Origin of the sequence: Micromonospora sp. URMC 107 (assembly GCF_051386315.1) — a bacterium.
Taxonomy (GTDB): Bacteria; Actinomycetota; Actinomycetes; order Mycobacteriales; family Micromonosporaceae; genus Micromonospora.
This window is the reverse complement of sequence record NZ_JBPQTK010000149.1, coordinates 1-13392: the sequence shown is the minus strand read 5'-3', so window position 1 is coordinate 13392 and position 13392 is coordinate 1. Positions and strand designations below refer to the sequence as shown.

Annotated in this window: 13 protein-coding genes and 1 pseudogene; 6 read left to right on the top strand and 8 right to left on the bottom strand. The window is 75.2% G+C overall.

From position 1 onward, the window contains the following. The first annotated feature begins 61 nt into the window (after positions 1-61). Both ACSNN9_RS24800 and ACSNN9_RS24795 read left to right on the top strand, forming a co-directional pair. Positions 62-1054: an AAA family ATPase gene (locus ACSNN9_RS24800; RefSeq protein WP_436675628.1), complete on the top strand. Its 993-nt coding sequence runs from the start codon at positions 62-64 to the stop codon at positions 1052-1054. After that, complete coding sequence (locus tag ACSNN9_RS24795) at positions 1051-2361, top strand: DUF58 domain-containing protein (protein WP_436675627.1); 1311 nt, start codon at positions 1051-1053, stop codon at positions 2359-2361. The genes ACSNN9_RS24800 and ACSNN9_RS24795 overlap by 4 nt, the downstream gene beginning before the upstream one ends. Here the strand turns inward: ACSNN9_RS24795 and ACSNN9_RS24790 are convergent. Next, the gene (locus tag ACSNN9_RS24790) at positions 2352-3329 is read right to left on the bottom strand and encodes a stage II sporulation protein M (RefSeq protein WP_436675626.1); all 978 of its coding nucleotides are present in this window, start codon (positions 3327-3329) and stop codon (positions 2352-2354) included. The genes ACSNN9_RS24795 and ACSNN9_RS24790 overlap by 10 nt on opposite strands. 33 nt (positions 3330-3362) lie before the next feature. On the opposite strand from ACSNN9_RS24790, the gene ACSNN9_RS24785 reads away from it, so the two are divergent. The 4 genes from ACSNN9_RS24785 (at position 3363) to ACSNN9_RS24770 (ending at position 6020) form a co-directional block, all read left to right on the top strand. Beyond that, the gene (locus ACSNN9_RS24785; RefSeq protein WP_436675625.1) at positions 3363-4466 is read left to right on the top strand and encodes an RDD family protein; all 1104 of its coding nucleotides are present in this window, start codon (positions 3363-3365) and stop codon (positions 4464-4466) included. A gap of 77 nt (positions 4467-4543) precedes the next feature. Next, positions 4544-4996, top strand: a complete 453-nt coding sequence (locus ACSNN9_RS24780) for a hypothetical protein (protein WP_436675624.1) — start codon at positions 4544-4546, stop codon at positions 4994-4996. Then, positions 4993-5865, top strand: a complete 873-nt coding sequence (locus tag ACSNN9_RS24775) for a tetratricopeptide repeat protein (RefSeq protein WP_436675623.1) — start codon at positions 4993-4995, stop codon at positions 5863-5865. The genes ACSNN9_RS24780 and ACSNN9_RS24775 overlap by 4 nt, the downstream gene beginning before the upstream one ends. Further along, on the top strand, positions 5853-6020 hold the full coding sequence (locus ACSNN9_RS24770; protein ID WP_436675622.1) for a hypothetical protein: 168 nt from the start codon (positions 5853-5855) through the stop codon (positions 6018-6020). Before ACSNN9_RS24775 ends, ACSNN9_RS24770 begins: the two co-directional genes overlap by 13 nt. Positions 6021-6202: 182 nt before the next feature. Here ACSNN9_RS24770 and ahcY read toward each other — a convergent pair whose 3' ends face one another. From ahcY to ACSNN9_RS24735, 7 genes and pseudogenes are all read right to left on the bottom strand, one after another. Beyond that, positions 6203-7702: an adenosylhomocysteinase gene (gene ahcY, locus ACSNN9_RS24765; protein ID WP_436675621.1), complete on the bottom strand. Its 1500-nt coding sequence runs from the start codon at positions 7700-7702 to the stop codon at positions 6203-6205. Positions 7703-7998: 296 nt separating this feature from the next. Further along, positions 7999-9162: a mannose-6-phosphate isomerase, class I gene (gene manA, locus ACSNN9_RS24760; protein ID WP_436675620.1), complete on the bottom strand. Its 1164-nt coding sequence runs from the start codon at positions 9160-9162 to the stop codon at positions 7999-8001. Positions 9163-9165: 3 nt separating this feature from the next. After that, a complete protein-coding gene (locus ACSNN9_RS24755; protein WP_436675619.1) occupies positions 9166-10164 on the bottom strand; it encodes a cation diffusion facilitator family transporter in 999 nt (332 codons plus the stop codon). 76 nt (positions 10165-10240) lie between these two features. Next, the gene (locus tag ACSNN9_RS24750; RefSeq protein WP_436675618.1) at positions 10241-11437 is read right to left on the bottom strand and encodes an SIS domain-containing protein; all 1197 of its coding nucleotides are present in this window, start codon (positions 11435-11437) and stop codon (positions 10241-10243) included. After that, positions 11434-11616, bottom strand: coding sequence for a Trm112 family protein (locus ACSNN9_RS24745; RefSeq protein WP_089001904.1), 183 nt, complete (start codon positions 11614-11616; stop codon positions 11434-11436). Before ACSNN9_RS24745 ends, ACSNN9_RS24750 begins: the two co-directional genes overlap by 4 nt. Before the next feature lie 62 nt (positions 11617-11678). After that, complete coding sequence (locus ACSNN9_RS24740; RefSeq protein ID WP_436675617.1) at positions 11679-13064, bottom strand: phosphomannomutase/phosphoglucomutase; 1386 nt, start codon at positions 13062-13064, stop codon at positions 11679-11681. A gap of 59 nt (positions 13065-13123) precedes the next feature. Beyond that, positions 13124-13392: pseudogene (locus tag ACSNN9_RS24735) on the bottom strand (hypothetical protein); the annotation flags it as partial.

The following is a 13392-nucleotide window of genomic DNA, read 5'->3' as shown; positions in this document are numbered from 1 at the left end:
GAGCAGGGCGATCACCAGGCCGGTGACGACCGCATCCGCACCGAGCCGAAGGAGACCCCCGGTGACCCGACCCGCCGGCACCGCCGAGCTGCCGACCACCGACCCCGTCGACCCCCGCGCCGCCCTGCACCGGCTGCGCGCCGAGGTCGCCAAGGCGGTCGTCGGGCAGGACGCGGTCGTCACCGGCCTGGTGATCGCCCTGCTCTGCCGGGGGCACGTGCTGCTGGAGGGCGTGCCGGGCGTGGCCAAGACCCTGCTGATCCGCACCGTGGCCACGGCCCTCGACCTGGGCTCCAAGCGGGTGCAGTTCACCCCGGACCTGATGCCGGGCGACGTCACCGGCTCGCTGATCTTCGACCCGCACACCGCCGCCTTCACCTTCCGCGAGGGGCCGGTCTTCACCAACCTGCTGCTCGCCGACGAGATCAACCGGACGCCGCCGAAGACCCAGTCGGCGCTGCTGGAGGTGATGGAGGAGCGGCAGGTCTCGGTCGAGGGCGAACGGCGGCCGCTGCCCGACCCGTTCATCGTCGCCGCCACCCAGAACCCGATCGAGTACGAGGGCACCTATCCGCTGCCGGAGGCGCAGCTCGACCGGTTCCTGCTCAAGCTCACCGTGCCGCTGCCCAACCGGGAGGAGGAGCTGGGCGTGCTCCGCGCGCACCACGCCGGCTTCGACCCGCGCGACCTGACAGCCGCCGGCGTACGGCCGGTGGCCGACGCGGCCGACCTGGCGGCGGCCCGGGCGGCGGTCGGCCGGGTGCACGTGGCCGAGCCGCTCTTCGGCTACATCGTCGACCTCTGCCGGGCCACCCGCAACACCCCGGCGCTGGAGCTGGGCGCCTCGCCCCGGGGCGCCACCGCACTGCTCAACACGGCCAAGGCGTGGGCCTGGCTGGCCGGCCGCGACCACGTCGTACCGGACGACGTGAAGGCGGTCGCCCGGCCGACGCTGCGGCACCGGCTGCGGCTGCGCCCCGAGGTGGAGCTGGAGGGCGTCGGTGTGGACGCGGTGCTGGACACGGTGCTCGCCACCGTGCCGACGCCGCGATGACCTGGCGGGCGGCGCTCCTGCTGGCGGTCGGCGCGCTGACCCTGCCGGCCTGGCCGTCGCCGTTCGTCGGGCTGCTGGTGATGACCGGGGCGGTGCTGCTGCTGGTGCTGCTCGACCGGGCGCTGGCCGCGCCCCCGGGCGCGCTCACGGCCGCCCGGGAGGGGGACCGCGCGGTCCGGCTCGGCGGCACCGCCACCGTCGCGCTGTTGCTGCACAACCCCTCCGGTCGTACGCTGCGGGCCCGGGTCCGCGACGCCTGGGTGCCGTCCGCCGGCGCCCGTCCCGACGTGCCCCCGGCGCAGCTGGTACGCGTCGAGCCGGGCGCGACGGTGGCGCTGCCCAGCCGGCTCACGCCCCTGCGGCGGGGCGACCGGCCGGCGGTGGCGCTGACCGTGCGCTCGTTCGGGCCGCTGGGACTCGGGTTCCGGCAGCGTGCCGGCCGGCCGGCCACCCCGCCGTGGACGGTGCGCGTGCTGCCCCGCTTCGACTCCCGCCGGCACCTGCCGGAGAAGCTGTCCCGACTGCGGGTCATCGACGGCACCCAGGTGAGCCGCGGGCGGGGCCAGGGCACCGAGTTCGACACCCTCCGGGAGTACGTGGTCGGCGACGACGTGCGGTCGATCGACTGGCGGGCGAGCGCGCGCCGGGCCGACGTGCTGGTGCGCACCTGGCGGCCGGAGCGGGACCGCCGGCTGGTGTGCGTGCTGGACACCGGGCGGACGTCGGCGGTGCGGGTCGGGGACGAGCCCCGGCTGGACACCGCGATCGACGCCGCGCTGCTGCTCACCGCCCTCGCCGCCCGCGCCGGCGACCGGGTCGACCTGCTCGCGGCCGACACGGCGGTCCGGGCCACGGTCACCGGCAGCGGCGGGCCGGCCCTGCTCCCCCGGGTGGTGCACGCCCTCGCCCCGCTCCAGCCGACGCTAACGGAGACGGACTTCGACCTCGTCGCCGGCGAGCTGCTGCGCCGGCAGCGGCAGCGCAGCCTGGTGGTGCTCTTCACCGCGTTGGAGGCCGGCGCCCTCGGCGAGGGGCTGCTGCCGGTGCTCCCCCGGCTGGCCGCCCGGCACAGGGTGGTGATCGCGGCGACGCACGATCCGGTGCTGACCGCCCTCACCGGCACCGTTCCGCAGCGCCCGTCGGACGCCTACGCCGCCGCGGCGGCCTGGCGGGCGCTCGCCGAGCGCGACCGGGTGCGCGCCGCCCTGGGCCGGCACGGCGTGACCGTCGTCGACGCCCCGGCGGGCCGGCTGGCCCCCACACTGGCCGACACCTACCTGCGCCTCAAGGCCCTCGGTCAGCTCTGAGGCGGATCGGCGTGGCGGCGCCGCTCGGCGGTGGCCCGGCGACCGAGGACCACCACGTACGCCAGGAAGGCGAGCCAGACGGCGGCGCCCACGGCGACGCGGAGCGGAACCGGCACGGGCGCGGGGGTCACGAACGCCTCGATGACGGCGGAGACCGCGAAGAGGCCCACCAGCCCGACGGCGACCAGGACGCCCTCGCGTCCCGCCCGGGCCACCGCCTGCCCCCGGGTGAGCTGCGTCGGCGGCGCGATCCACGCCCACCCGATGCGCAGGCCCACCCCGGCGGCCACGAAGACCCCGGTGAGCTCCAGCAGCCCGTGCGGGGTGATCAGGCCGAAGAAGACGTCCGCGCGGCCGTAGGCGACCATCACCCCGCCGACCACGCCGATGTTGAGCGCGTTCTGCCAGAGCAGGTAGAGCACCGGGACGATCAGCACCCCGGCGGCGAGGCACTGGGCGGCGAGCCAGGCGTTGTGCGTCCACAGGTGGAAGGCGAACGTCGGCGCGGCGAACTCGGTGTAGTAGCCGGCGAAGCCGGACTCGACCAGGTCGGCGGCCGCCTCGTCGCCGATGAAGGCCGCCGCCGTCCCCGGGTTGCCCGCCACGAACCAGATCAGGAAGAGGCTGAGCAGGCTGAACCCGGTCGCCACCCCGCACCACCAGGGCCACGCGCGGTAGACCGCGCCGGGGAAGCCGGCCACGAAGAACCGCCCGACCGCCGCCCACGACGGGCGCGGGCGGCCGGTGAGCCGGGCCCGGGCGCGCAGCACCACCTGGGAGAGCTGGCTGACCAGCGCCGGGTCGGGCGAGCGGCTGCGCAGCACCGACAGCTGGGTGGCCGCCCGCTGGTAGAGGGCGACGAGCTCGTCGACCTCGTCGGCGTCGAGCCGGCCGCGCCCGGAGAGCTCCTCCAGCCGTCGCCACTCCCCACCGTGTTCCGCGACGTACGCGTCGAGATCCACCGTCACCCCCGTCCGGCGATCATAGTGTTCACTGTCGGGGTGAGAGCACAACCACGACCGCCGGCCCTTCCCGCCCCCTGGGGTGACGCCGGGCTGGTCAGCGGGGAGGCCGTGGAGCTGGACGTCCGGGCCGCCCGGATCGGTTCCCGGGTGCTCGCGCTGCTGCTCGACGTCCTGGCCCAGGCGGCCCTCATGCTGGTGCTGTCCATGAGCGTCGGCGTCGCGCTGCTCAACCTGCCGGAGGGGCTGGTCGACGGCGCCCTGGCCGGCGGGCTCGCGACGGTGGGCCTGATCCTGGTGCTGGTCGGCTACCCGGTGCTGTGCGAGCGGTTCAACCAGGGCCGCACGCTGGGCAAGATGGCGGTCGGCCTGCGGGTGGTCAGCGCCGACGGCGCTCCGGTCGCGGCGCGGCAGTCGCTGACCCGGGCGCTGGTCGGCGTGGCCGTGGAGTGGCCCGGCCTGGTGCTGCCGCTGTTGAGCTGGGTGGCCGGGGTGGCGGTGATGTTGACGGACCGGCGCGGGCGCCGGCTGGGCGACCTGGTGGCGGGCACGCTGGTCGTGCACACCCGGGCGGCGACCGCCTGGCGGCCCGTCCCCACGGCGGTGCCCGCGCTGGCGGGCTGGGCGGCCACGGTGGACCTGAGCCGGCTGGACGACGCCCTGGCGTTGGCCGCCCGGCAGTACCTGGCCCGGGTCCACCAGCTGGCGGAGCCGGCGCGCGGGCTGCTGGGGCGCGGGCTGTGGACCGAGATCTCGGCGGTGATCACGCCTCCCGCACCCCCGGGCATGCCCGAGTCGGTCTACCTGGCCGCGGTCCTCGGCGAGCGGCACCGGCGGGCGAGATACCGGCTGGGGCTCGGCCGGACGGCCGCCGCGACGCTCTGGCCGGAGCTGCTGCCCGGTCCGCCCGCGCCGACCGCCGCGGCCCCACCGTCCACCGCGGCTTCGCCGGCCGCCGCTCGGCCCGGGACCGACGCGTCGCCGGGCACGATCCGGCCGGCGGCGCCCGACCTCGCCCCGGTGGCCGGGCCCGCCGTGCCGGCGCAGGCCGCTCCGGCGCCACGACCGGCGGTCGTGCTGTCGACGCGGGACGGCGGGGCCTCGGCGTCCCCCGCCGGCACCTGGTCCGACGCCGGCTCCTGAGTGGCGGCCCGGTCCGGCCGGGCAGGCGGGGCGGGCGTCGGCTGTGGCAGGATCCGGCTCGCCCCTACGGAGACAGGATGACCGTGGCCGACGACCTGTTCACCCCCACGATCGCACCGGCGGCGTACGAGGTGCGACGCCCACCGTGGCGGCCCCAGTCGCTGATCTTCCCCGCCGCGTTCGGTGGCCCGACGGCCGTCACCGTGCTGGCGCTGGTCAACGGGCGTCGCCTGGGGGTGTCCCGCCCGGCCCACCTGGCGGTGCTCGGCACCGGGCTGGCCGGGCTGGTCGCCCGGCTGACGATCACGCTCGCGTTCTTCGACGACGGGGGCAACCGTCCCGTACGGCTGATCGGGGCGCTGGCCGGCGGGCTGGTCTGGCTCGTGGCAGCCGCCACGCAGAAGCGCCTGTTCCGGGCGTACGAGCTGCGCGGCGGGCAGCCCGCGTCGCTGTGGCTGCCCGGCCTCGGGGCGGTGTTCGTGCTCGGCTCCGCCGAGGCCGTGCTGGTCTTCCTGGTGGCCGTCGCGTGACCGCCCCGGAGGTGCAGCTCGCCCGGGTGGCCCAGTTGCTGGAGGTGAACCGCCCGGAGCAGGCCCTGGCGGAGGTCGACCGGCTGCCCGCCCCGCTGGCCACCAGCCTGCTCGCGTTCCGGCTGCGGGCGGGCGCGCTGACCGTGCTCGACCGCTGGGACGACGTGGTGGCCGTGGCCCGGCAGGGGCTCGCCGAGCACGGCCCGGACGCCGAACTGCTCGGCCGGCTCGGCCTAGCGCTGCGCCACCGCCGCGAGCACGCCCTCGCCGAGCGGGCGCTGCTCGACGCGCTCGCCATCGAGCCGGAGAACCCGTGGCTGCTCTGCCAGTACGCCGACCTCTGCTCCGCCGTGGGGCAGACCGACAAGGCGGAACGCCTGCTGGCCCGCGCGGCGGCGATCGCCCCGGACGCGCCGGTCGTCTTCGCCTCCCGGTTCCAGCTCGCGTACGCCCGGGGTGACGACCGGGCGGCCGAGCGGGTCGCCCGGGAGTTCCTCGGGGCGTGGCCGGACAACCCGGTGGCGCTCGCCCTGCACGGCGTCGCCGCCGCCCAGCGCGGCCGGGTGGGCACCGCGCACCGTGCCTTCGGCCAGGCGGCGGCGCACGACCCGACCGACGCAGACTACGCCGACGCCGCCTGGGAGACCCGGGTGTACGCGCACCCGCTGCTGCTGCCGTTGCGCCCGCTCTACCGGCTGGGGATCTTCCGCACCTGGATGCTCGCGGTCGGCACGATCGTGCTGCTCAACGCCGCCGGCCTGAAGGTGCTCGGCGGCCTGTTCGCCGTGGCCTGGATGCTCTTCTGCGTCTGGTCGTGGATCGCTCCGCCGCTGGTGCGCCGGATGGTGCTCGGCCGGTGGCGGTCGTGAGGGCGTTCGCGCCCTGGCTGGCCGTCCTCGCCGTGGTGCTGCTGCTCGACGCGCTGCGGCTGCGCACGCTGGCCGCCGTGGTCTCGGTGGCCTGGCTCGTCTGGTGCGTGTGGAGCTGGGTCCGCCCCGCCCGCCGCCGCTCCCACCGGGACTGACCGCCCGGCGCACGCGCCCGCCCGCGCGTCGACGCCGACCGGCTCGCGTCCGTGCCGGCACGCGCCCGCCCGCGGTCGACGCCGGCCGGCTCGCCCCGTGCCGGCGGCGGCGTCCGCCCCGGAAACGCCGGCCGGGCCGACCGCTCGGCGGGGAGCGGCCGGCCCGGTCGGTGCGGCCGGGGTCAGTACCGGTAGTGCTCCGGCTTGAACGGGCCCTCCACGGAGATGCCGAGGTAGGCCGCCTGCTCCTTGGTCAGGGTGCTCAGCTTGGCGCCGAGCGCCTCCAGGTGCAGCCGGGCGACCTTCTCGTCGAGGTGCTTGGGCAGCACGTAGACGCCGATCGGGTATTCGTCGGTCTTGGTGAACAGCTCGATCTGGGCGATCGTCTGGTTGGCGAACGAGTTCGACATCACGAAGCTCGGGTGGCCGGTGGCGTTGCCCAGGTTAAGCAGGCGGCCCTCCGACAGCACGATGATGGCGTGCCCGTCGGCGAACTTCCAGAGGTCGACCTGCGGCTTGATGTTGACCCGCTCGACGTCGGAGCGCTTCGCCAGGCCGGCCATGTCGATCTCGTTGTCGAAGTGGCCGATGTTGCCGACGATGGCCTGGTGCTTCATCCGGGCCATGTGCTCGTTCGTGATGACGTCGAAGCAGCCGGTGGCGGTGATGAAGATGTCCGCCTTGTCGACCACGTCGTCCAGGGTGGCGACCTGGTAGCCGTCCATCGCCGCCTGGAGCGCGCAGATCGGGTCGACCTCGGTCACCACGACCCGGGCGCCCTGGCCGCGCAGCGACTCGGCGCAGCCCTTGCCGACGTCGCCGTAGCCGAGCACGACCGCCATCTTGCCGCCGATCAGCACGTCGGTGGCCCGGTTGATGCCGTCGATCAGCGAGTGGCGGCAGCCGTACTTGTTGTCGAACTTGCTCTTCGTCACCGAGTCGTTGACGTTGATGGCGGGGAAGAGCAGGGTGCCGGCGCGGTGCATCTCGTAGAGCCGGTGCACGCCGGTGGTGGTCTCCTCGGTCACGCCCTTGATGCCGGCGGCGATCCGGGTCCAGCGCTGGCCGTCGGAGGCGAGCGAGCGGTGCAGCACGCCGAGGATGACCGCGTACTCCTCGGAGTCGGCCGACTCGACCGGCGGGACGGCGCCGGCCTTCTCGAACTCGACGCCCTTGTGCACCAGCAGGGTGGCGTCGCCGCCGTCGTCGAGGATCATGTTCGGGCCCTGCCCGTCGGGCCAGGCGAGCACCTGCTCGGTGCACCACCAGTACTCCTCCAGGCTCTCGCCCTTCCAGGCGTAGACCGGGACGCCGGCCGGGGCCTCGGGGGTGCCGTCCGGGCCGACCACGATCGCGGCGGCGGCGTGGTCCTGGGTGGAGAAGATGTTGCAGGACGCCCAGCGGACCTGCGCGCCGAGCGCGACCAGGGTCTCGATCAGGACGGCGGTCTGGATGGTCATGTGCAGCGACCCGGTGATCCGGGCACCGGCGAGCGGCTGGGCGTCGGCGAACTCCCGACGGATCGCCATCAGGCCGGGCATCTCGTGCTCGGCGAGCTGGATCTCCTTGCGCCCGAACTCGGCGAGCGACAGATCCGCCACCTTGTAGTCGCCCTCGGCGAGAGTGCTCGGCCGGGCCTCGGACGGCGTCCCGCTGGCGGACGCCGGGAGGGTGCTGGTCATGGAATCTCCTGTCGGACGATGTGCTGCGCGACCATTCACCTTACGCTCGCGGACCGCAGTCGCGAGGACCGGCCGGTGAAGAGAGCACGAAGACATCAGCGGACAGCGCACGAGGCGGTCGGTCGTGGACGGTGTCCCGTCCGCCAGCCGCCCGCCCCGTGCATCCCCCCGGTTTGGTTCCCCCGCACGTTCTCGGACCGTCGTCGCGATAACGCTGCGTACCCATAGAGTCACACTGTGCCAGCGTCGAGTCAAGCTATTCCGGGAAAGTCGGACTTGCGCCGCCGCCCCGCGCCTCAGCGCAGGCCGCAGCTCGCCACGTACGCCTCCCCCGCGCCACCCAGGCGCAGCGGCCCGGCGGCGGCGCTCCCGACGGCCGCCCGCCCCGGCCCCAGCGTCACCGCGCCGGCCCCGTCGTCGACCGAGACCTCACCGGAGCCGCAGAGCACCACCCGGGGCCCGGGCACCTCGACCGTCACCTGCGGCAGCCCCGCGCCCACCGTCACCCGGTGCAGCGCGAAGTCCTCCACCGGCACCGGCCAGGTGACCACGCCCGGGGCCACCTCCAGCGGCGGCACCACCGGGTCACGGAGCACCTCGAAGCGCAGCACCCGCAGCAGCTCCTCGACGTCCACCCGCTTCGGCGTCAGCCCGCCGCGCAGCACGTTGTCGCTGGCCGCCATGATCTCCACGCCGGTGCCGCGCAAATAGGCGTGCAGGTTGCCGGCCGGCATCCAGATCGCCTCCCCGGGCGCCAGCCGCACCCGGTTGAGCAGCATCGCCACCAGCACCCCGGGGTCGCCCGGGTAGGCGGCGGCCAGGTCCCGCGCCAACTCCGCGTCCGGCCCCGCGACCGGCGCCGACGCCACGGCCGCCACCAGCGCGTCGCGCCGGTCGGCGGGCCAGGTCAGCAGCAGCCGTACGGCCTCGCGCAGGCCCGCCGGCCCGGTGCGCAGCGCCGCCAGCACCGGCTCCAGCGCGGGTACGCCGAAGCCTGCCAGCGCCGCCGCCGAGGCGGCCGGGTCCCGGAAGCCGCAGAGCGCCTCCATCGGCGAGAGCGCGACCAGCAGCTCCGGCTTGTGGTACGGGTCGACGTAGTTGCGCTGCCCGTCGGGGCGGGCCGCGTCGGCGGCGTGCCCGGCGCGGGCCTGCTCGGCGTCCGGGTGCGCCTGGAGGCTCAGCGGGGCGTCGGCGGCGAGCACCTTGAGCAGGAACGGCAGGCGGGTGCCGAACCGCCCGACGAGCCGCTCGCCGAGCCAGTGGTCCGGCTCGGCGAGCAGCAGGTCGGTGAGACTCACCCGGTCACCGCCGCGGTCGACCGCGGCGGGGCCGCCCGGGTGGGCGCCCAGCCACAGTTCGGCCTCCGGGCCGTCGCTCGGCACCGGCCGCCCCTGCAACTCGGCGATGGCCGAACGGGATCCCCAGGCGTAGTCGCGGATCGGTCCGTGCAGCAGCTCCACCGGTCAGCTCCCGGGCCGCCCGGCCGCCTCACCCGGCTCGACGCCCGGCGCGGCGGGCGACGCGGTCCCGGCGCCCGCCCGCTCGGCGGCGACGCTGTAGATGTCCGGCTCCAGGTAGATGACCCGGGCGGTCGGCACGGCGGCGCGGATCCGGGTCTCGACGGTGTTGATGCTGCGGGCCAGCACCTCGGCGGTGTCGCCGGACGGCACGGCGACCTTGGCGGCCACCATCAGCTCCTCGGGACCGAGGTAAAGCGTCTTCATGTGGATGATCCGCTCGAACTCGGGCCCATCGGTGACCGCCTTCTCGATCGCCGCGACGTCCTGCGCCTCGGCGCCCTCGCCGAGCAGCAGGCTCTTGGTCTCGATGGCGAGGATGATCGCGATCACCACCAGCAGCACACCGATCATCGCGGTGCCGACCGCGTCCCACCGGCCGTTGCCGGTGATCAGCGTCATGCCGACGCCGAAGAGGGCGAAGACCAGACCGACCAGCGCGCCCAGGTCCTCCAGCAGCACCACCGGCAGCTCGGGGGCCTTGGCCCGCCGGACGAACTTCACCCAGGACTGGTTGCCCCGGACGAGGTTGGACTCGACGATCGCGGTGCGGAAGGAGAACGTCTCCATGATGATCGCCGCCACCAGCACCACGACCGGCACCCAGTGCCACGAGGTGATGCCCTCCTCGTGCGACCACTTGTGGTACGCCTCGTAGAGGGCGAACAGGCCACCGACGCTGAACAGCACGATGGACACGATGAACGCGTAGATGTAGCGCTCCCGGCCGTAGCCGAACGGGTGCTGCGGGGTGGCCGCCCGCTTGGCCCGCCGCCCGCCGAGCAGCAGCAGCCCCTGGTTGCCGGAGTCGGCGACCGAGTGGATCGACTCGGCCAGCATCGACGACGATCCGGTCAGCAGGAACGCGACGAACTTGGTGACGGCGATGCCGGCGTTGGCCAGCAGGGCGGCGACGATCGCCTTCGTACCACCGTTGGCGCTCACGCCGTCGCTCCGTCGTGTCGCGCGGCACCGCCGGGCATCGGCGCGGTGCGCCGCTCGACCCGTTCCCTGCTATCGCTCACTGGTTTGCCAGCTCCTTCATTTCGGTGATGGCCGGCACGGCCATCGGGTCCAGTCCGTGTGCCAGAGCGAGGTAGATCGAGGCGAAGTCCGGCACGGCGACCAGCGAGGCGAGCCGCTCCAGCGCGGAGCCGCCCTCGGCGGTCACCACGTCGCAGCGCACGCCCCGCCGCTCGGCGAGGGTCTGCACGGCGTCCGCGCGCCGCTCCTCGACGTCGAGGGGCTCGTCGGCGTCGTCCTCCGGGTTCAGCCCACCGTCGCGCAGCAGCACCAGCCGCAGCCGGGTGCCCGACGGCGCCTCCTCGTCCGGGTCGGCGAAGATGTCCCGCTCCCCCTCGGCCAGACCGCCGAAGACGCCGTCGAGCAGGCCGACCCGGCCGCGCCCCGCCTCGCCGAGCGCGCCGCTGACCACGGGGTAGCGGGCGTTGGCGGACAGGGTGTCGCCGAACCGGCGGGCCGCGACGGTCGCCAGCGGCGACGAGCCCCAGACGATCGGCACCGAGCCGGCCAGGCCCAGGGCCAGCGACTTCGCCGGGTTGACGAAGGACTCGGCCGTCGGACGGCAGCGATCGGCGTCCGCGTCCAGCCGGGCCGCGGTCTCCGCCAGATCCGCCTCGTTGACCTTCACGAGGCCGAGCGTACGGGCGGCGAGCAGGACCGGCACGGTGAGCGCCCAGAGGCTGGCCCGGGCCGGGGCGCGCCGGGGCACCGGGATGAAGGGCGCCCGGGCCCGCTCGGCCACGGACTGCAACTGCGAGTCGGGCGCGCCGACGGCGACCAGCCGGGCGCCCCGCCGGTGCGCGGCCTCGGCGGCGCCCAGCGCCTCGGGGCTGCGACCGGAGGCGCTGACGGCGATGACCACGTCGGCGGCGCCCACCCAGCCGGGCACGCCGGCGCTACGGTGCGGGATGACCGGCACCGGGCAGCGCGGCCCGGCGACGGTGGCCAGCACGTCACCGGTACGCCCGGCGGTGCCGATGCCGGCGATGACGACCGCCCGGGGGCGGCCCTCGTCGGCGAGCACCTGGAGGTTGGCCTCCGCGGCCAGGGCGGCCGTCTCCCGGACCTGCGCCCCGGCGGAGGCGGTGTGCCGCAGCATGCCGCCCGGGTCGCGCTCGGCCAGCGCGGCCGGGTCGTCGAGGAGTGCCTCGTCGGGCTCGCGCCGGCCGCTGACTCCAGCCGTACCGTCGATCATGACTGCTCCGCGGGGCCGCGCGCCTCGTCCAGCAGCAGCACCGGCACGTCGTCGCGGACCTCGAAGATCCGGCCGCACTCGGTGCAGGTCAGCGTCTGCGCCTGCGCGTCGTAGTCGAGCGGGGCGTGATGCGTGTCCGGACAGGCGAGGATTTCCAGCAACTGCGGGTCCAGGGCCACGGCGCGGCTCCTTCCACGTATGCGGTTTCACCGATCGACGGTGCCGACCGGCGCAGGCGATCTTATCGGCGAACCCGGTCGAGCACCTCGTCACGGAGGGCGGCCATCCGCTCCCGCGTCGGGGCCTCGACGTTGAGCCGCAGCAGCGGCTCGGTGTTGGAGGCGCGCAGATTGAACCACGCGCCGTCCGGGAAGCGCAGGGTGAGCCCGTCCAGCTCGTCGGCGTCGGCCTGCGGGTACGCGGCCCGCACCTCGGCGACCTTGGCGGCCTGGTCGGTCACCGTCGAGTTGATCTCGCCCGAGGCGACGTACCGCTCGTACTCGCCCGCCAGCACGGAGAGCGGCAGCGACTGCTCGCCCAGGGCGGCCAGGGTGTGCAGCGCGGCGAGCATGCCGGTGTCGGCGAACCAGAAGTCGCGGAAGTAGTAGTGGGCCGAGTGCTCGCCGCCGAAGATCGCGTTCGTCCGGGCCATCTCCGCCTTGATGAAGGAGTGCCCGACCCGCGCGACGACCGGCTCGCCGCCGTGCTCACGAATGATCTCCGGCACGGCGCTGGAGGTGATCAAATTGTGGATCACCGTCGAGCCGGGGTGCTTGGCCAGCTCGCGGGCCGCCACCAGGGCGGTGATCGCCGACGGCGAGACCGGCTCGCCCCGCTCGTCGACCACGAAGCAGCGGTCGGCGTCGCCGTCGAACGCCAGGCCGATCTCGGCGCCGTGCTCGACCACCGCGCGCTGGAGGTCGACCAGGTTGGCCGGGTCCAGCGGGTTGGCCTCGTGGTTGGGGAAGGTGCCGTCCAGCTCGAAGTAGAGCGGCACGATCTCCAGCGGCAGCGCTGGCAGGACGGTGTCGCCGAGCACGGCCGGTACGGTGTAGCCGCCCATGCCGTTGCCGGCGTCGACGACCACCTTCAGCGGACGGATGCCGGAGAGGTCGACCAGCTGCCGCAGGTACGCCGCGTAGTCGGCCAGCAGGTCGCGGCGCTCGACCGGCGCGGCCGGCGGGTCGGCCGGGCGGGCCTCGCCCTTGTCCAGCAGGGCCTGCGCCCGCTCGCGGATCTCGGCCAGCCCGCTGTCCTGCCCGATCGGGCGGGCCCCGGAGCGGCACATCTTGATGCCGTTGTACTGCGCGGGGTTGTGGCTGGCGGTGAACATCGCCCCGGGCAACCCCAGCGCGCCGGAGGCGTAGTAGAGCATGTCGGTCGAGGCGAGGCCCAGCTCGACGACCGCGCGCCCCTCGGCGCGGACGCCGGTGGCGAAGGCGGTCGCCAACCCCGGACCGGTGGCCCGCATGTCGTGCGCGACGAGCACGGCCTCGCCCTGCTCGCCGAAGCCGTTCAGCACCTGCGCGAAGGCCGCGCCGAGAGCCTCGGCGGCGCGCTCGTCCCACTGGTCCGGCACCGTCCCACGGACGTCGTAGGCCTTCACGATCTGGGACAGATCAGACACCGGTCTCGCTCCTTGCGCCGCAGGTCCTCAACGGGCTGAGCGTATCGGAGGGGCCCCGCTCAGCCAGGGAGCCGGGGCATGATCACGGTGTGGTCGCCGCCGCCGGCCTCCGGCGGCGGGTCACCGGGCCCACCCTTCGCGGGCGGCACGGACGGCGTCGGCCCGTACTGCCCCGGCACCGGGGGCACCGGGCGCGGGCCGGCGGGCGGAGCCGACACGGGCGGGGAGTCGGGCACCACCTGGGTGGCCTCCGGGCCCGGCGCCGGGCGGCTGCCGTACACGCCACCGGCGGGGCGCGGGGCGGGCGTGCCGCCGTACAGGCCGGGGG